This window comes from Ornithinibacillus halotolerans, assembly GCF_014637405.1.
In the GTDB taxonomy this organism is placed as follows: domain Bacteria; phylum Bacillota; class Bacilli; order Bacillales; family Amphibacillaceae; genus Ornithinibacillus; species Ornithinibacillus halotolerans.
This window is the reverse complement of record NZ_BMEY01000014.1, coordinates 20,785-38,560: the sequence shown is the minus strand read 5'-3', so window position 1 is coordinate 38,560 and position 17,776 is coordinate 20,785. Positions and strand designations below refer to the sequence as shown.

Annotated in this window: 19 protein-coding genes; 15 read left to right on the top strand and 4 right to left on the bottom strand. The window is 34.6% G+C overall.

All coding sequences use genetic code 11. The annotated features are described in order from the left end of the window. Positions 1-39: 39 nt before the first annotated feature. The 9 genes from IEV35_RS13375 (at position 40) to IEV35_RS13335 (ending at position 7,598) form a co-directional block, all read left to right on the top strand. A complete protein-coding gene (locus IEV35_RS13375) occupies positions 40-519 on the top strand; it encodes a prepilin-type N-terminal cleavage/methylation domain-containing protein (protein ID WP_188385166.1) in 480 nt (159 codons plus the stop codon). Positions 520-697: 178 nt separating this feature from the next. Beyond that, complete coding sequence (gene pilM / locus IEV35_RS13370) at positions 698-1,642, top strand: type IV pilus biogenesis protein PilM (protein WP_188385165.1); 945 nt, start codon at positions 698-700, stop codon at positions 1,640-1,642. Beyond that, a complete protein-coding gene (locus IEV35_RS13365) occupies positions 1,643-2,236 on the top strand; it encodes a PilN domain-containing protein (RefSeq protein ID WP_188385164.1) in 594 nt (197 codons plus the stop codon). After that, positions 2,229-2,906, top strand: a complete 678-nt coding sequence (locus IEV35_RS13360; RefSeq protein WP_188385163.1) for a hypothetical protein — start codon at positions 2,229-2,231, stop codon at positions 2,904-2,906. Before IEV35_RS13365 ends, IEV35_RS13360 begins: the two co-directional genes overlap by 8 nt. Before the next feature lie 92 nt (positions 2,907-2,998). After that, positions 2,999-3,454 (top strand): type IV pilus modification PilV family protein, encoded by a 456-nt coding sequence (locus IEV35_RS13355; RefSeq protein ID WP_188385162.1) that lies wholly within the window; start codon positions 2,999-3,001, stop codon positions 3,452-3,454. Further along, on the top strand, positions 3,447-3,953 hold the full coding sequence (locus IEV35_RS13350; RefSeq protein WP_188385161.1) for a PulJ/GspJ family protein: 507 nt from the start codon (positions 3,447-3,449) through the stop codon (positions 3,951-3,953). Before IEV35_RS13355 ends, IEV35_RS13350 begins: the two co-directional genes overlap by 8 nt. Further along, positions 3,931-5,883 (top strand): hypothetical protein, encoded by a 1,953-nt coding sequence (locus IEV35_RS13345; protein ID WP_229740754.1) that lies wholly within the window; start codon positions 3,931-3,933, stop codon positions 5,881-5,883. Before IEV35_RS13350 ends, IEV35_RS13345 begins: the two co-directional genes overlap by 23 nt. A 108-nt stretch (positions 5,884-5,991) precedes the next feature. Then, entirely contained in the window at positions 5,992-6,216 is a 225-nt protein-coding gene (locus IEV35_RS13340; RefSeq protein ID WP_188385159.1) for a hypothetical protein, read from the top strand. Between the two features lie 77 nt (positions 6,217-6,293). Continuing rightward, a complete protein-coding gene (locus IEV35_RS13335) occupies positions 6,294-7,598 on the top strand; it encodes a DRTGG domain-containing protein (RefSeq protein ID WP_188385158.1) in 1,305 nt (434 codons plus the stop codon). 24 nt (positions 7,599-7,622) lie between these two features. Here IEV35_RS13335 and IEV35_RS13330 read toward each other — a convergent pair whose 3' ends face one another. After that, positions 7,623-7,919, bottom strand: a complete 297-nt coding sequence (locus tag IEV35_RS13330; protein WP_188385157.1) for a YtpI family protein — start codon at positions 7,917-7,919, stop codon at positions 7,623-7,625. Positions 7,920-8,037: 118 nt separating this feature from the next. Between IEV35_RS13330 and IEV35_RS13325 the strand changes: the two genes are divergently transcribed. Continuing rightward, positions 8,038-8,979 carry a DHH family phosphoesterase gene (locus tag IEV35_RS13325; RefSeq protein WP_188385156.1) on the top strand — a complete coding sequence of 314 codons (942 nt, stop codon included), beginning with the start codon at positions 8,038-8,040 and terminating at the stop codon, positions 8,977-8,979. Between the two features lie 43 nt (positions 8,980-9,022). On the opposite strand, the gene IEV35_RS13320 is transcribed toward IEV35_RS13325, so the two are convergent. The 3 genes from IEV35_RS13320 to IEV35_RS13310 all read right to left on the bottom strand — a co-directional run bounded on the left by IEV35_RS13320 (position 9,023) and on the right by IEV35_RS13310 (position 10,245). Then, entirely contained in the window at positions 9,023-9,220 is a 198-nt protein-coding gene (locus IEV35_RS13320) for a YtzJ family protein (protein ID WP_188385155.1), read from the bottom strand. A gap of 189 nt (positions 9,221-9,409) precedes the next feature. Further along, positions 9,410-9,913 (bottom strand): sporulation membrane protein YtrI, encoded by a 504-nt coding sequence (gene ytrI, locus IEV35_RS13315; protein ID WP_188385154.1) that lies wholly within the window; start codon positions 9,911-9,913, stop codon positions 9,410-9,412. Next, the gene (locus IEV35_RS13310) at positions 9,913-10,245 is read right to left on the bottom strand and encodes a YtrH family sporulation protein (protein ID WP_188385153.1); all 333 of its coding nucleotides are present in this window, start codon (positions 10,243-10,245) and stop codon (positions 9,913-9,915) included. The genes ytrI and IEV35_RS13310 overlap by 1 nt, the downstream gene beginning before the upstream one ends. 128 nt (positions 10,246-10,373) lie before the next feature. Here IEV35_RS13310 and dnaE point away from each other — a divergent pair, with 128 nt between their 5' ends. From dnaE to accA, 5 genes are all read left to right on the top strand, one after another. Continuing rightward, entirely contained in the window at positions 10,374-13,724 is a 3,351-nt protein-coding gene (gene dnaE / locus IEV35_RS13305; protein ID WP_188385152.1) for a DNA polymerase III subunit alpha, read from the top strand. Between the two features lie 117 nt (positions 13,725-13,841). After that, positions 13,842-15,044 carry an NADP-dependent malic enzyme gene (gene ystJ, locus IEV35_RS13300; protein WP_308419792.1) on the top strand — a complete coding sequence of 401 codons (1,203 nt, stop codon included), beginning with the start codon at positions 13,842-13,844 and terminating at the stop codon, positions 15,042-15,044. Between the two features lie 27 nt (positions 15,045-15,071). Beyond that, positions 15,072-15,683: a FadR/GntR family transcriptional regulator gene (locus IEV35_RS13295; RefSeq protein ID WP_229740755.1), complete on the top strand. Its 612-nt coding sequence runs from the start codon at positions 15,072-15,074 to the stop codon at positions 15,681-15,683. A 198-nt stretch (positions 15,684-15,881) separates the two neighbouring features. After that, positions 15,882-16,742, top strand: a complete 861-nt coding sequence (accD, locus tag IEV35_RS13290; RefSeq protein WP_188385149.1) for an acetyl-CoA carboxylase, carboxyltransferase subunit beta — start codon at positions 15,882-15,884, stop codon at positions 16,740-16,742. After that, positions 16,739-17,695, top strand: coding sequence for an acetyl-CoA carboxylase carboxyl transferase subunit alpha (accA, locus tag IEV35_RS13285; RefSeq protein WP_188385148.1), 957 nt, complete (start codon positions 16,739-16,741; stop codon positions 17,693-17,695). The genes accD and accA overlap by 4 nt, the downstream gene beginning before the upstream one ends. The last annotated feature ends 81 nt before the right edge of the window (positions 17,696-17,776 follow it).

Here is a 17,776-nt window from a genome sequence, read left to right as displayed (position 1 = left end):
TTATACATTCTTTTAAAATAAAAAATGGAGATGATGAAGATGATGAAAAAATGGTTACGTTTATTGAAAAAAGATGAAAGAGGTTTAACATTAGTTGAGTTACTAGCGGTAATTGTTATCTTGGCTATTGTTGGGGCAATTGCGTTTGTGTCAATTAGTAATGTAATTGATAATTCTAAGAAGGATGCTCAAATTGCTAATGCACAGCAATTAATTTCTGCAGCAAAATTGTATGAGGCTAATGGAGGAGAAATAACAGCAAGTGGTGTCTCAGCAATTGAGACTGGTACAGGGGATGCTGCTGTTGAAGCAGACTTAGATGTTGGAACATTAACAGATCCATGGGGTAATAATGTATATACAACAGCAACTGTTTTTAAATCAGATACTGGAGAGTATAGTGTTGCATTAGTTTCGTCTGGTGGACAATGTGATTTATCTGCAGATACTGCTACCGAAACAGCATTAATACAACAGGGTAGAGAGCTATGTGAAGCTGAAGGTACTACTGGTGGCTAAGTATATGTTGAAGTATTCTCAGCACTTATAGTGCTGGGAATACTAAACAGCTAAATAAAATTTAAATTACAATTCTTTTTACGATTTTTCAAAATGCTTTGTGAAATGGTAAAAAGAATTGTTAACTGTATAAACTCCAGGATGGTGATTTCTTGTGTTTGGACAACCTACAAAAATTATGAATATAGACTTAGAAGACTATATTATTCGACTAATTGAAACAAATAGTACCAATATCTCATCTATAAAATTAATGGCAGAAAGACTTATACCTGCTGGTATGATTGAAAACGGAAAAATAATAGACGAAATTGGTTTTTACGAATTCATGAAAGAGTTAGTAAAAGAATTAGGCATAAAAAATCGCCATGTCCGATTCTACGTACCTAACTCCTTAGTGATCATGAGACATGTAGAATTCCCATCCGATCTACGGGATAAAGATATTAATGAATATTTTAAAGTAGAGATAGGGAAGTCCCTACATCTTCCATTTAAAGATCCTGTTTTCGATGTACATTATGCTGAGAATGTTCGCTTGGAGCAAGAGAACCGTTCAGGTACATTTTTTGCTGCACCGAGAGAAGAAATGGTGAAATATACAGAGATTCTTGCGGATGTTTCTTTGAAACCGATAGCGGCTGATGTACTGGCATTGGGAGTATATCGATATTTCCATCATACGATGAAAGTAAATAGAGAAAAGGTATATCTGTTTGTAGAATTAAATGCAACCTCGATTAATCTGAGTATCTTTAGAAATCACAATATAGAATTTTTGCGTTTTGAGAATCTTGATCTACATGTAGATTCAGAGAAAACGGATAAATTAACTTTTAAAGAAGATGATGTATATATACTAGGAATATTAGATGATCAAGTAGCTGAGTTAGAACGTATTATGAACTTTTACCGATTTTCTATTCAAAAGGGAGAAAAAATGGTGGATGAGATTGTTCTCTTAGGAGATCACCCTTATTTAGTAGCGTTCTATCAAAGAGTAGGAGAACGTTTCAATCTTCCTGTTCAAATTTTAAAAGGTATTCAATTAGAAAAAAAGGATAAAGAAATTGAAACAAAATATATTCCATTACTAGGATTAGCTCTAAAGGAGGTACAATAGATGCTTCCTGAAATAAATTTATTACCCAAAATTGAAAGACAGAGTTCTGTTCAATATATTGTTTTTCTAGTTGGATTAATTTTATTTATCGTACTGTCTAGTGCACTTATTTATTTTTATTTACATACAAAGAACAATCTTGAAGAAGTAAATCAAAATATTAGTCAATTAGAACAAGAAAAAACATTATTAGAAACAAGACTTGCTAACTTAGATAATAATGATGACACTAATGCTTACAAGAATGCAGCAAGATTTGTCGAGTATCAAATTATCCCTACATCCAGTTTTATTGATGAACTGCTTGTGCTATTGCCTGAGACAGGGTATTTAAGTAACTACACTTATAGTTATCAAGGTGTTCAACTAGAGACACAATTTGAAAATATGACCGAAATTGCGGCTTATGTCGAAGAATTAAATGGATCTGAATTAATTGATGATGTACAGGTAAATCAAATTAATACTTTCGAGTTAGAAAATTCTTCAGAAGATGAAGAAGATATGTATAGTGTAATTCCACGTTATACAGTTAGTCTTTCCATTAAAGTTAATGATAGAAAATTAGTGCAGGGGGCAGAAGGAAATGAATAATACTTTCCAAGAAAATAAACGTTCTTTCTTTCTGCTGCTAGGGTTATTATTTCTACTGTTAATTGTTGGATACTTTCTCTTATTTCAACCAATATCTAAAGAATTGAAAACACGTGAAAATACTCAAAAAGCGTTAGAGACAGACAATCAAGTTCTACAAGTGAAATTAGCGAAAGCAGAAAATGGCTCAGATGAATTTGACTCTGAAATGTATTTGTTAGAAAAGAAATTGCCGTTAGATGAAGAGATAGAGCAGTTAATACTTACCTTACAAGAAATCGAATTATTAAGTGATATTCGATTAGATAACTTCAGTTTTTCTTACGGTAATAATGCTCCTCAAAGGGAAATTGAAGAAGCAGCTGAAGGAGAGACTGACACTAATGCAGAGAGTGAAACAGATGAGGAAGAATCTACTTCTGAACAGGATAATATAAGTTTTGATGGCATCCCGGAAAACCTTCAATCCATCACTGTAAGTTTTAATGTGACGGCACCTAATTATGAACAATATCAAGAATTTATTAATCTGATTGAAGAGCAAGAGCGCTTTATGACCGTAACAAATATGACCTTCCAGAAACCAGCTGAAAGAGAACTGTTAGTAGATGAAGAAAATGAAACAATTACTGCAGATGTAAGTGTTACAACATTTTATTTTAATGAATAAAATCGTAGTCTAAGGTTGATTACGGTTTTATTTTTGATGAAGTAGATAATTTTTGTTAGGGTTTCTCTATTAAAAGAAAGAGGGTAATAGAAATGAACAAATTAAAGGTGGCTTTTTCTAGAAAAGAAGGTGGATTTACGCTGGTAGAAGTTCTGGCCTCCCTTGTTATTATTTCTATTATCCTCATTGGAACATTTAATCTTATTGTTTTTACGAATGAAGCGGCTGTATCAAATAATCATCGACTGGTAGCAATTAATCTTGCTACCGCTACTCTTGAGAGAATTAAAGTAGTTCCTTCCTCATATTTTACCATGCCAACTGAAGAGAACTTTTATCAGACATTTAATAAAGACAATTGTGAAGAAGCTAAGTGTGATATGTACAGTACTCTTTTAAACGATAAAAACTATCTATTAATTTTAGATGTAAGTCAAACAACTGAAGAGAAGGCGATGGGGCTACTTGAAGTGATAGTAACTATTGAACTCCCCGAAGAAAATATTAGACATAAAGTCGAAGGGTATGTCAATTATGGGAATGGATAATGAAAAAGGAGTAACATTAGTCGAATTATTAGCCGCAATTGTGATTACAGCAATTATTGGTGTGATTGGATATTCTGTGTTGGCAAGTGGTTTCTCTACCTATGATCGAGTAAAAGAAGAAGCTAAATTACGTGATGAAGCTGATTTAATTATAGCTACCTTAATAAATGAACTATATCCACTCAAACAAAGTGAAATCAAAGAGTTGCATGTTGGTGGTACAGATTCTTATCTTGTCTTAAAAGAAGATAATGCAAAAATTGGCTTTTTCAATAATAACGTTATTGTAAGAAATAGAGAAATTAATCTATCAGATAATACTATCCGGCTTGCTACAGGTTCCCAAATTAGAGAAATTGGTGAAGGTAGTGGAAGATATGAAATTAAGCTAATTCTAGAATCAATACAAAGTGGACGTACGCTTGAAACAATGAGTGAAATAAGAGTTATTGTCAATACGGAGCAGGAGGTAGAAAATGATGAGACCTCAAATCAATAATGAACAAGGATATACGTTATTACTAGCCGTTCTTATTGGTGTCTTATTTAGTATATTGACTGTTACGTTAATTACATTTACTATGTCTGGTATTTCGAAGAATGATGTTCGTGAAGATAATCAGCAAGCAACAGCATTTTCACAAAAAGGTTTATCCCATATTACTAATTACATCTATACTAATCTGAATGAAACAATTGGTGACGAGGGGATGCCCCAGAGTGCTTTTATAGATTATTTAGACGATTTTCTAAATAGGTTGGTTTGTTCAGGTTATGGTACTAATTTAAGTAATAGGGATATTGAAAGTAAAGAACTTAATGAAATACAATACGATGCTTGTATATCAGAAATAAGTGATAAAGATGAGAATGGTGAAGAACTACCTCCAACTCAAAAAAAAGTTACTTTTCGTAGTACTGCTATAGTCGATGGTATTCATAAGGAAATGGAATCAACAATGATTATAGGTGCCCAAGCAGTTCCTGATGCATTAAATTATGCAATTGGATCACACTGCGTGGGAGACTGTGATGATATTGATGGAGAAGGTAATTTATTTCTTCATGGTGGTGTACATATTGAGGGAGATTTAAAAGTCGATGGAAATATAATAACAAGTAATCAAGGGATAATGAGAACATCTAGTAGAGACTGGTGGGGTAATATCAATTGGCAAGACCATTGGATTAGTTCAATTAGACCTGTTATTATACCTGGTCCAGAGTCTAATAATGAGAAAGCCAGAGTGGTATTAGGAAAAGATGTTTTTACATTTAATAGTGATATTAATTATGCTAATCATATTGAAAGAAAGAATTTTAACGGATACACAAATGCAACTAATAATTTATCTCAGGCGTTTAGTATAGCACCAGAGATAGTTCAACGGGAGCCATTAAGAGAATATATCGATGTAAATGAGATGGTGCATAACGGTGATGAATGGATAAACAAGCCAGAAGTTAGAAGAATTAATCAGTCTAATTACTCTAATGTGAATCATAGTAATGACATGGTTTTTGCATATATTGGTCGTGAAGAATCAAGTAACCGTTGCATTGAATGGAGGACTGAAACTAATAGGCGATGGGTTTGGAGCTGGAATCCATTTCCAGGATATTGGGAGTATTATGACGTAGAAGTATGTGATAAGTATGAAGAAAATATTATTGAAAATGCAGGAGAAATTACTTTAGAGGGAAACAGCACATTTAAACGTTTTGGAACTAGTAATAATAGAAATGTTAAAATTACAGATATAAATCGAAGAAATTCTAGAATAAATACTTCAATTAATATAGATGAAATTATGTATGTTGGTGGGGATCTAACAGTAGGTAATGAAACAGATAGCTATGATCCAGCTGACTATGATATTATCGAATTGGCAGGTAGAGAAATCTATGTTAATGGCAACCTTACTATTAAGGGGGCTAATCTAGAATCTGATGTAATTATTTATGTAAACGGTAATGTTACGATAAAAAACACGGTTATTAATGGAAAGAATTTAGGGAATGGGAAAACTGGTTCCTTAATTATTTTTGCTGATAAGTCCATAGATATATCCAATAATAGTGTAAATCAAAATACTCCTAGTCGAATACATGGATATTTCTATTCAAATGATGTTTTTGAGATGTATGGTGTTGGATCTAACGTGGAAGTAACTGGCGGAATTTCAGCACGTAGAATTGTAATGAATGCCGTTAGAGGAACAGTCAATTATCCTGGACAGTATGGATGTGGAACTGGATTTAAAAACGTACAAGGTTCTTGTTATCAAACAAACCAGAATATCAATACGGAACCACGCCGCCTTAGTGTCATATATAACCCTGGTATTGTTGGCCGTTTTTCAGAACTTACTTTCTCAGAATCTATAATAAGAAAAGTAGATCCACCACAAATAATTAACCGTAAATAATATTAATGAACAGTAATCTGATAAGGAATATCCTATTCTAGATTACTGTTTTTTAGTGTTATATTTCGTTATAAGTTCATAAAGTAAATATTAAAGGAGGGGATTACTATGAGACAATACGCATTCCTACGCCTATTACTAGCTGCATTCTTTCTATATTTCGCTTGGCCACTTATCTCACAAGCATCATCACAGCTTGAAATGATATTTTGGGGAGCATGGCTTGTGTTTTTTGTACTAGTATTTGGGGCGAACTTTGCAACACTATTAAAAATGTCTGAACCGCCAGTAATGGAACAGGATTATGACAATTATAGACAAACAGGTGTTTAAACATTGAGTGTGAAGCCATTCATCTGTATAATAGACATATAAAATTAGACTAGTACAGTTGAAAGTCGGTGGACGAAATGGCTACAAAACATGAACTAATTATACAGCATATTATTTCGCTAAGTGTTGGGAGTAAAATTTCTGTTAGACAAATTGCGAAAGATCTTAACGTCAGTGAAGGTACTGCATACCGAGCAATAAAAGAAGCAGAAAATATTGGACTAGTAAGTACAATTGAACGTGTTGGAACTATTCGAATTGAGCGCAAGAAGAAAGAAAACTTTGAAAAGCTTACGTTTGCTGAAGTCATCAATATTGTGGACGGACAAGTACTTGGTGGGCGCGATGGACTCCATAAAACATTAAATAAGTTTTTAATCGGTGCCATGCAAATTGATGCGATGAAGCGTTATACAGAAGCGGGCTCCTTATTAATTGTTGGTAACAGAGTAAAAGCTCATGAAATGGCCTTGAATGAAGGGGCTGCTGTCTTAATTACTGGTGGCTTTGATACAGAGGATCATATTAAACAATTAGCAGACGAGAAACAGCTCCCGATTATTTCGACGAGCTATGATTCTTTTACAGTTGCTACAATGATTAACCGAGCTATCTATGACCAATTAATTAAAAAGGAAATTGTTTTAGTTGGTGATATTTGTACGCCAGTTGAACAAGCCCATTATTTACATTTAGGAAACATAGTTGAGGACTGGTATATGGCTAATGAACAATCTACCCATTCCAGATTCCCTGTATTAGATAAGAAGAATCGTGTAGTTGGCATGGTAACATCAAAGGATATAATCGGTAAGGATAGAAATACTCCGATTGAAAAAGTGATGACTAAAAATCCGATCCATGTCCAATCGAAAGCGTCCATTGCCACGGTTGGCCATATGATGGTATGGGAAGGAATTGAAGTGGTCCCTGTTGTAGATGAATCATCCGAATTGAAAGGTATTGTTTCAAGGCAGGATGTTTTAAAAGCATTACAACAAATTCAGCGTCAACCACAAATTGGTGAAACGATTGATGATATAGTGAAAAATACGGTAGAAGATACGGATGACAAAACAGTCTATCAAGCAAAAGTTATTCCACAAATGACCAATCAATTAGGAACATTATCTCCTGGAGTATTCACATCACTTATTACAGAGGCTAGTAGTAGGCATTTATTAAGATTGAAAAAAGGGGATTTAGTAGTAGAAAATATAACAGTCTACTTTATAAAACCAGTACCGATCGATGCGATCTTATTGATAAAACCAGTCATTATTGAAGCAGGACGTATTTATGCTAAAATGGACGTAGAAGTATATCACGAGAAAAAACTAATCGGCAAAGCCCTACTCATGGCACAAATTATGGATCGGTAATGAAAAAAAGCTGACTAGTACAAACTAGTCAGCTGGATTTAGTCGTCTCCATTCATTACGATAATGCTTAGATTCTTTGAACCCGCGAACAACTTGAAGACCACCTAAAAGCACAAAAACGATCCCTATATATAACGAAGTTTTAGACTGATACAATGGATATTGATAAATACCCGAACATAAAATAAACAAGCCTAGACAAATTCTAGATTTTGCATTGAAATAACGTTGTGTCAGGCCATCCTTCGTTTTTAATATAGCAACTTTATAATATATAAATAAAACAATGGATATAGCGATAATAATTGGGAAAATAATCATATGTATCTACTCCTAATCAAACTGTATTAAAAGTTGTCTATTACATATTGTAGCATTATACATTGAATCATTGCCATTATAATGTAATAAAATTTTGAACAAGTAAGGAGACTTCGACATGTCTATTCGAGCAATCCAACAAACTATTGAACAATACGACACGATCATTATTCACCGCCACGTAAGACCTGATCCAGACGCATTAGGTTCACAAGGTGGACTAAGGGAAATTATTAAAGCCTCCTATCCGGAAAAAAAAGTATACATCGTAGGAGAAGATGACCCATCCTTAGCTTTCTTAGTAAATATGGATGTAATTGAAGACTCCACATTTGAACAAGCACTAGTTATTATTTGTGATACGGCAAATACCGGTCGAATTGATGATGAACGATACAAGTTAGCTGACAAAATCATTAAGATTGACCACCATCCAAATGTAGATCCATATGGTGATATTAAGTGGGTAGACACAGATGCTAGTTCCACAAGTGAAATGATCTACGAATTCTTCGTAAAGGCAGAAGGTTTAACAATGACTAATGAAGCGGCTCGATTGCTTTATGGTGGTATCGTTGGCGATACTGGTCGTTTCCTTTTCCCAAGTACGACGAATAAAACATTAGAATTTGCTGCACAATTAGTTACATATCAATTTGATCGCTCGACTTTATATGATGGCATTTATAGTATGAAAGATCATATTGCTCGATTAAAAGGATATATACTACAAAACTTTACGTTAGACGAAAATGGATTAAGCGTTATTAAATTAACTAAAGATATTTTAGCGAAGTTTAATGTTGGTGTATTAGAAACAAGTCAACTTGTTGGAACATTAGGGGATATTGAGGGGATTCAAGCTTGGGTATTCTTCGTGGAAGAAGAGGATCAAATCCGAGTAAGATTGCGCTCTAAAGGACCAATTATTAATACTGTAGCAGCAAAATATAATGGCGGAGGACATCCATTAGCTTCTGGGGCTTCCATCTATTCTTGGGATGAAGCAGAATCTGTAATTAAAGATGTTACTTTAGCTATAAAAGAATACAAGCAATAGAAATTACAAAAAAAGTGCTGATTCCTTTTAGAATTCAGCACTTTTAGCTACTTTTACTTGTTGTCACTGGAATGAACCAGCATCCAGTCGGCGTTTCATCATAATAAACATGTAAACCAAACTTTTCTATATCTCGTTTAATTAACCGAATTACTTCTTTTGATTCTGCATATGCAGTACGACCATTCTTTAATTGTTCAATCTTTCGGTCACGAATTCTTCTTTCATTTAAAATTAACATAAGAATCCTCCCCTTTCTCTTCAATTAACTGGAATGGTTATTTCTGTTAATTTCATTTTACTCTATATTCTGTCAAATGAATACCAACTTAAGTACTGTTTCATGAAACGTTCACATTTTTAAACTATGATGTAAAAAACCCTTACCTTTATACTTATGTTTGTGTAAAGGAAAAGGTGACAACTTTTTTTAATTAGATATTTTTGCCTGCACAATGATTCGGACTCTAGGGGCAATAATTATTCGTTTAATTGTAAAGCTATAACTGAAATCATCCACTTTAAATGCTTTATTTTCGATTGAAGAGATAAGTAAAGAATCACTGTCAGAGATGGATAACAAATCTCGACCAATTATTGCTTTTATTTCTTCTTTTACTAAGGACTCTAGTTGATGTTGTAATAATGTATCGATTTTTAATGTCTTTGCATTTAATATTTCTAAGTCCACTTCCTCGACGGTGACGTTTTGTTTTGATTTTTCATTTAAGTCTTCTTTATCTTGTTCTAAGGCAATTATTTTATTTTCAGCATCCTTTAGTTGGTTCTGAATTTCACTGTTTTCTTTTAATAACCGTTCGTACATATCTCCGTACATAAAAATGACAACCCAATAAGAAATAAGGGCTCCGAAGAAGACACCGACTAAAAAACGTTGCCATCCAGGCTTTTTATGATAACTAGGAATATGCATTATGTCATGTCCTCCTGCACTAACCATTCAATGATGATCATGGCAGCTTTGGCGCCACCCATTGCGGATAGTATAAGTAAACCTTGTTTCAGTGCTTCAATAAATGGACCTTCTAAAAAGGCAACACGAAGGTTTTCAATCGCATCAAATGTTCCACCAATAGCTGCTACAATAGCCCAAATACCTAGCTTTTGAGCAATACGCATCATCCCTGTAAAAGGTGCTTCTCCTGTCGCAAATGCCCCAATTCCTCCAATCAATGTTCCACCAATTAGTACTCCAAAGGCAATAAAGAAACAATGTATAAGTTGTGCAAAGAACCGTTCTTCCATGTAATTACTCCCTTAAGTTAAAGTTGTATTCCATTCATTCTATGTTAGAGGAGGACAAGTTATGTTTGGTATACATATGTTCGTATTTTTAGCTATAATAGATGTAGAGAAAGTAAAGGCGGGATCGTATGTCGTATACACATTTACAAGTAAAAACCGGATATAGTTTTCTAAATAGCACCATCACCATTGATAAATTGGTCAATCGGGCTAGCCAATTGAATTTTAATGCACTAGCCATCACTGATGAAAATGTGTTATATGGGGTTATTCCGTTTTATAAAGCCTGTCTAGCAAAAGGGATAAAACCGATAATAGGAATGACCGTCACTGTAATAGACGAAGATGTGAGTGAACATATCGTTTTACTAGCAAAAAGTAATCATGGATATAAGCAATTAACTAAGTTAAGTACAACCATTCAACAAAATCAGTTGGATGGTATTACAAAGCAGGAGTTATTTACATATTTAAAGGAATTAGTCGTCATTGTGCCAATTCAAACAAGGCCTTTATCGGGATTACTTGAAAATGGTTTATATCACAAAGTAGATGAATACGTAAGTACATGGCAATCTATTGTTCCGCGAGAGGATTTCTATTTAGGAATTAGTAAGTTTGGATTGGAACAAGAAGAAATGCTAGCAAGTATGTTGCGAACATATCAGCAAAATAATCACGTACAAGTTGTTGCAATTAATGATGTTCGTTATTTAAGAGAACAAGATGTCTATGCTTATGATTGTTTACAAGCAATGAAGAATGGAAAAGAATGGACACCTTCTCATACTAACTTTATGAAACGCAATCATCATCTCCGATCATCCATTGAAATGGAACAAGTTTTTCACAGTTGGCCTGAAGTAGTCCAAGAAACAATAAATATACAAGAAAAATGTACTGTCACTTTTGATTTTGATGCGAGAATGATTCCTTCCTATCCTGTACCAAAAGAGAAAACAGCACATAAGTATTTAGAAGAGATTTGCAGAGAAAATATTGCAACAAAATATGAAAACATAACTAATGAAATTAAGATAAGACTAGAACATGAGCTAGCAGTTATTAAGAGTATGGCCTTTAGTGATTATTTTCTTATCGTATGGGATTTCATTCGCTTTGCAAAAGAAAATGGAATTATGGTTGGACCTGGGCGTGGTTCTTCAGCGGGTTCGATTGTGGCATATTGTTTAGGAATTACAGATGTTGATCCAATGAAATATAATTTATTATTTGAACGCTTTCTAAATCCAGAGCGTATTACTATGCCAGATATTGATATTGATTTCTCAGATATTAGGCGGGATGAAGTAATAACTTACGTTCGTGAGAAGTATGGCAGTGAGCATGTTGCTCAAATTATTACGTTTGGAACTTTTGCTACTCGTTCTTTAATTCGAGAATTAGGGAAGACAATGGCGATAGATAGTCAAGATATTACCTTCATATTAAGGCAAATACCTAGTCAAAATGCTGGAACAATAAGTAACATCTTGAAGTCTTCCAAAGAACTAACCGATTATGTACAGCAATCGGACCAATTAAAAACACTCTTTAAAGTAGCTAATGTATTAGAAGGATTACCTAGGCATCTATCAACCCATGCAGCAGGGGTTGTCATCAGTGAAGCACCATTAGTTAACCATGTACCATTAACAAAAGGAACATCAGAAACAGCGTTAACACAATACGCAATGACTGATTTGGAATCACTTGGATTATTAAAAATGGACTTTCTAGGTTTGCGTAATTTGACCTTAATTGAAAGGATTGTCAAGTCAATTCAATATAAAGAAAACGTAGATTTCGACTTGAAGCAAATTCCAGAAAATGATCCCAAAACATTCGAGCTATTACAAAGTGGTAAAACAAATGGTGTTTTCCAATTGGAATCAGATGGGATGAAACAAGTGTTAGAACGACTAAAACCTACTTCTTTTGAAGATATTGTTGCAGTGAATGCGCTATATCGACCAGGTCCGATGGATTTTATCCCAACATATATTGAAAGAAAACATGGCAAAAAGAAAACAACATTCTTGCATCCAGATTTAAAACCAATTTTAGAAAGTACGTATGGCGTATTAATTTATCAAGAACAAATTATGCAAATAGCCCACCGTATAGCAGGTTATTCGTTCGGGGAAGCAGATATTTTACGTCGAGCAGTAAGTAAAAAGAAACAAGATGTGATGGATAGGCAGCAGGATTCATTTATTCAAGGTTGCTTAAGAAATGGCTATACGAGAGAAATTGGAGAAGAAATATTTACGTGGATTGTGAAGTTCTCAAACTATGGATTTCCTAAAAGTCATGCTGTCGCCTATAGTAAAATCTCGTATCAGTTAGCATATTTAAAAGCGCACTATCCAAAACACTTTTACGCAGAACTGCTTACGTCGATTGGTAGTCAACATGATAAAATCCATTCCTATATGAAGGAGATGAAAGATTTAGGAATTAAAATTGCACCTCCTTCTATTAATAATAGCTACGGTCGTTTTTCCGTGGAAAGAGATTGTATTCGGATGGGATTACAATCCATTAAAGGGGTTGGAAAGCAAGCGATAGCAGAAATCATTGATGTAAGGAAACATGGTTACTTTAAGAATTTATTTGATTTTTGTTTGCGTGTCCCACCTAAAATCGTTAATCGTGCAACGATAGAATCACTTATTTTAGCAGGGGCATTTGATGAGACATATTCGAATCGAGCGAGTTTGCTTGCCTCTATTGATCAAGCGATTGATTCAGGAGAATTGTTCCGTGAATTTACGGATCAACCTAATCTATTTGAAAATGAATTGGAATTAGAACCATCCTATGTGGATATCGCAGACTTTTCTCAAATCAAAAAACTCGCAGATGAAAAAGAATTGTTAGGAATTTATGTTTCAAGTCATCCATTAGTACAGTACCGTTCAAGTCTAAGAGGTAATGGATATGTTTCATTACAACATGCTAAAGAATTCGAAAAGAAAAACTTAAAAAGTGCAGCAATTATCCAGGAGATTAAAACGATACGAACAAAACGTGGAGAACAAATGGCTTTCTTAACGTTAAGTGATGAAACAGATGATATGGATGGAGTTGTATTTCCTGAACTATATCGCAATACAAGACGATTTATCGAAGAAGAAAAGTTAATATTTATTTCTGGCAAAATCGAATCACGAAATGGAAAGAAACAGTGGTTATTGTCAACGATTGAACCATTTGATACGAGTCAATTACTTGAAAAAACAAAATCTGAACGTTTGTTTATCAAAATTACAGACGAAACTAGTAATGAAGCTCTACCAATTATCCAGGAGATTGCCAATCTTCATCCTGGGACAACACCGATAATTGTTTATCATGAAGAACAAAAAAAGACTTATCAGTTACTGGAAGCGTACTATATCCATATAAATCGGGATTCATTACGATTATTATCCGAATCATTTGGAGAGAAGAATGTAGTTTATCAAAAGGTTTAATAAACGAAACTTTACAGAGAATCTTATTTTGTTATAATGTAATAGTTAAGTGGTCAGACCACTTTTAACGGTAAAAGGAGCGAAATCTTTGTGAACTTAAGAGATGAAGCATTACACATGCATAAAGCACATAAAGGAAAATTAGAGACGGTAACAAAAGTCCCCGTCACAAATGCGAAGGAATTGAGTTTAGCATATTCACCAGGTGTAGCGGAACCGTGTAAAGTCATTCATGATCGGAAGGATACGGTTTATGACTATACAATGAAAGGGAATATGGTCGCTGTAGTAAGTGATGGCTCGGCAGTTCTAGGCTTAGGTAATATCGGACCAGAAGCCGCATTACCTGTTATGGAAGGTAAAGCCGTATTATTCAAGAGCTTTGCTGGTGTTGATTCTTTCCCTATCTGTTTAGATACACATGATGTGGATGAAATTGTGCAAACCGTGAAGTTAATGGAACCTACTTTTGGTGGTGTTAATTTAGAGGATATTGCAGCGCCGAATTGCTTTATTATTGAAGAACGACTAAAAAAGGAAATGAATATTCCGATTTTCCATGATGACCAACATGGAACAGCAATTGTTACAGTTGCGGGATTAATTAATGCACTAAAACTAGTCGGTAAATCTTTCTCAGAAATAAAAGTTGTAGCTAATGGAGCAGGGGCAGCAGGTATTGCTATTGTTAAATTGCTGTATCATTTCGGTGTTCGTAACATGGTGATGTGTGATTCGAGAGGAGCAATCTTTGAAGGTCGTACTTATGGAATGAATGATGTCAAAGAGTCAGTTGCAAAATTCACAAACCTAGATAAAGAAGAAGGTACCCTTGAAGAAGTACTAGAGGGAGCAGACGTATTTATTGGTGTTTCTATTGGTGGTGCTTTGACAAAAGAAATGGTGCAAAAAATGAATAGCGATCCAATTATCTTTGCGATGGCAAATCCAGATCCAGAAATTATGCCAGAAGATGCGAAAGCGGCTGGAGCAAAAGTTATAGGAACAGGTCGATCTGATTTTCCAAACCAAGTTAATAATGTATTAGCATTCCCAGGTATTTTCCGTGGGGCTTTAGATGTTCGCGCTACTCGTATTAATGAGAAGATGAAAGTTGCTGCTGCTGAGGCGATTGCTTCGTTAATTTCGGAAGAGGAATTAAACGAGGATTATGTGATTCCAGCACCATTTGATGTTAGAGTTGCTCCATTAGTAGCAGCAGAAGTCGCAAGAGCAGCAATGGACTCTGGTGTTGCTCGAATTCAAGTGAAGCCAGAAGAAATTGCTGAACGAACGAGACAGTTAGCCCAGATCAAATGAGAAGTAAAGGAGTGATCTTGGGTGTCTATGTCGCCGAAACAAAAGGTATACCAAGGTATATTAGAAGAGGTTCGTAATCTAATTGAAACGAATGATTTAAAACCAGGAGATAAACTTCCTTCAGAACGAGAATTATCGGAAAAGTTAAATGCTGGAAGGTCTTCTGTACGGGAAGCATTACGAGCTATGGAATTAATTGGAGTAATTGAAACTCGTCGAGGTGAAGGTACTTTTTTAAGTAAATATAGACCATATCAAACAGTAGAATTGCTATCTACCTTCATCTTTAAGGAAACTACGAAGGAAGAGTTATTGTCAGTAAAGACACTTTTAGAAAAAGAAGCAGCAAAACTTGCCTCTACTAAAATGGATGAGTCGAATCTAGGCCTTTTACTTAAAAAAATTGATGACCCCTCCCTAACGATGGAGGAATTACACTTTGCTTTTTTTAGTATTATATTTGAAAAAACAGAGAATCAGTTTTTAATGCGTATTTGGGCATTAATTGATGAATATACAAAGAGTTTTACGAGATATTATTCAAAACCTTTTTATTCTAAACTGATTACAGTATATCAGTCCAATGATGAACAACAAATAGATAGTCTATTTAAAGAAGAGAATGACCATAATTATTGAAATGATTAATTTTATATTTTATTTATCTTCGACTTATAATGACACCTTTTTTATATAGACATGCTGTATAGTGGAATAATCAGGTTTATTTATAATTTTGAATAATAGTTAATAGACTGTTTTCTTTAAGGATAACCAATCTAGGGAAATGCTGTCTATCGTGCACGTATCGAAAGGTTAGGAAAAGGGGGACTAAGATTGCTAAAAGATCTTTTTAATAAAAAGAGGAAATATGCTTCCATCCCGAGTGAAGACTCTAAAGTTGATATACCTGAAGGAATAATGAAGAAATGTGACCAATGTTATAAAATATTCTATCGTAAAGAAATGCAAAAAAATCTAAACGTATGTCCAAACTGTGGCCACCACCATCAGTTGAATGCTTGGGAACGAATTGATAGCCTATTTGACAAAGATACGTTTGTAGAATGGGATCAAGGTATGATTACAAGTAACCCACTAGATTTTCCAGAATATGAAGGCAAGCTAGAAAAAGACCGGAAGAAAACGGGATTAAATGAGGCTGTCGTTACAGGTATGGGAAATATAGATGGACATCCTACTGCACTAGCTGTTATGGATGCTAGATTTCGAATGGGCAGTATGGGATCTGTTGTTGGGGAAAAGATTGCAAGAGCTATTGAAAATGCTAGAAAAGAGAATATTCCATTCATCATCTTCACTGCTTCTGGTGGTGCCAGAATGCAAGAAGGTGTTCTTAGTTTAATGCAAATGTCTAAAACATCGGTAGCAATCAGTCGTTTTTCCAATGCTGGCGGACTAATGATTTCTATTATGACCCATCCAACAACAGGTGGAGTATCCGCTAGTTTTGCTTCTTTAGGTGACTATAATTTTGCGGAACCTGGAGCATTGATTGGATTTGCTGGAAGAAGAATTATTGAACAAACGATTCGTGAGAAATTACCAGAGGATTTCCAAACTGCTGAATTCCTTTTAAAACATGGACAACTTGATCAGGTAATTCATAGACATGACTTAAAATCTGTACTAAGTACACTACTAAAGGTGCATCAGAAGGGTGGGAATCCTGAATGAAGCAAATGTTAGAATTTGAAAAGCCAATTGTCAATTTAAGAGAGAAAATTGCTGAACTTAAAAAGTTTACTAGTGATAGTGAGATAGACTTAACAGAAGAAATTGCAACGTTAGAGAAAAGACTTACGAATTTAGAAGATGATATATATGGAAATTTAAAACCATGGCAACGAGTACAAATGGCAAGACACCAAGAGCGACCAACTACTTTAGATTATATCGGGGAGTTGTTTACAGATTTTCTCGAATTCCATGGCGATCGCTTCTATGGAGATGATGAAGCGATAGTTTCTGGTGTAGCTTTTTATAAAGGAAATCCTGTAACGGTTATTGGGCATCAACGTGGTAAGGATACAAAAGAGAATATTCGTAGAAACTTTGGAATGCCACATCCAGAAGGTTATCGAAAAGCACTTCGCCATATGAAACAAGCGGAAAAGTTTAATCGCCCGATTATTTGTTTTATCGATACGAAAGGTGCATATCCTGGAAAAGCTGCGGAAGAACGTGGACAAAGTGAAGCCATTGCTAAAAACTTAATGGAGATGGCAGGTTTAACTGTACCAATTATTTGTATAGTTATTGGGGAAGGTGGAAGTGGAGGTGCCTTAGCACTAGGTGTAGGAGACAGAATTCATATGCTAGAAAACTCCACATACTCTGTTATATCTCCTGAAGGTGCAGCTGCATTACTTTGGAAAGATTCAAATCTTGCTCAGAAAGCAGCGGAATCAATGAAGATAACAGCACCTGATTTACATGAATTAGGTATTATTGATGAAATCATTCCTGAGCCAAGAGGTGGAGCACATCGTGATGTGAAAGCACAAGCAGCTTCCATTGGATTAGCTCTTGATAAATCATTAAATGAACTAAAAACTTTATCTAAAGATGAATTATTAGAGCAAAGATGGGAAAAATATAAACAAATTGGAGAATACAAGGAACAATAAAAGATTGTCTCAAGTAGGGAATAATCCCTTGCTTGAGACATCTTTTTTATTTATTTTCTTTGGCTAATAGTATATATTGGA

Coding starts and splice junctions, on each gene's coding strand:
- IEV35_RS13360 (WP_188385163.1), top strand. CDS start 2,229: ATGAATAATACTTTCCAAGAAAATAAACGTTCTTTCTTTCTGCTGCTA.
- dnaE (WP_188385152.1), top strand. CDS start 10,374: ATGTCGTATACACATTTACAAGTAAAAACCGGATATAGTTTTCTAAAT.
- ystJ (WP_308419792.1), top strand. CDS start 13,842: ATGCATAAAGCACATAAAGGAAAATTAGAGACGGTAACAAAAGTCCCC.
- IEV35_RS13350 (WP_188385161.1), top strand. CDS start 3,447: ATGGATAATGAAAAAGGAGTAACATTAGTCGAATTATTAGCCGCAATT.
- IEV35_RS13295 (WP_229740755.1), top strand. CDS start 15,072: ATGTCGCCGAAACAAAAGGTATACCAAGGTATATTAGAAGAGGTTCGT.
- IEV35_RS13330 (WP_188385157.1), bottom strand. CDS start 7,919: ATGATTATTTTCCCAATTATTATCGCTATATCCATTGTTTTATTTATA.
- IEV35_RS13365 (WP_188385164.1), top strand. CDS start 1,643: ATGCTTCCTGAAATAAATTTATTACCCAAAATTGAAAGACAGAGTTCT.
- IEV35_RS13310 (WP_188385153.1), bottom strand. CDS start 10,245: ATGGAAGAACGGTTCTTTGCACAACTTATACATTGTTTCTTTATTGCC.
- IEV35_RS13355 (WP_188385162.1), top strand. CDS start 2,999: ATGAACAAATTAAAGGTGGCTTTTTCTAGAAAAGAAGGTGGATTTACG.
- ytrI (WP_188385154.1), bottom strand. CDS start 9,913: ATGCATATTCCTAGTTATCATAAAAAGCCTGGATGGCAACGTTTTTTA.
- pilM (WP_188385165.1), top strand. CDS start 698: ATGAATATAGACTTAGAAGACTATATTATTCGACTAATTGAAACAAAT.
- IEV35_RS13340 (WP_188385159.1), top strand. CDS start 5,992: ATGAGACAATACGCATTCCTACGCCTATTACTAGCTGCATTCTTTCTA.
- IEV35_RS13345 (WP_229740754.1), top strand. CDS start 3,931: ATGATGAGACCTCAAATCAATAATGAACAAGGATATACGTTATTACTA.
- IEV35_RS13325 (WP_188385156.1), top strand. CDS start 8,038: ATGTCTATTCGAGCAATCCAACAAACTATTGAACAATACGACACGATC.
- IEV35_RS13320 (WP_188385155.1), bottom strand. CDS start 9,220: ATGTTAATTTTAAATGAAAGAAGAATTCGTGACCGAAAGATTGAACAA.
- accA (WP_188385148.1), top strand. CDS start 16,739: ATGAAGCAAATGTTAGAATTTGAAAAGCCAATTGTCAATTTAAGAGAG.
- IEV35_RS13375 (WP_188385166.1), top strand. CDS start 40: ATGATGAAAAAATGGTTACGTTTATTGAAAAAAGATGAAAGAGGTTTA.
- IEV35_RS13335 (WP_188385158.1), top strand. CDS start 6,294: ATGGCTACAAAACATGAACTAATTATACAGCATATTATTTCGCTAAGT.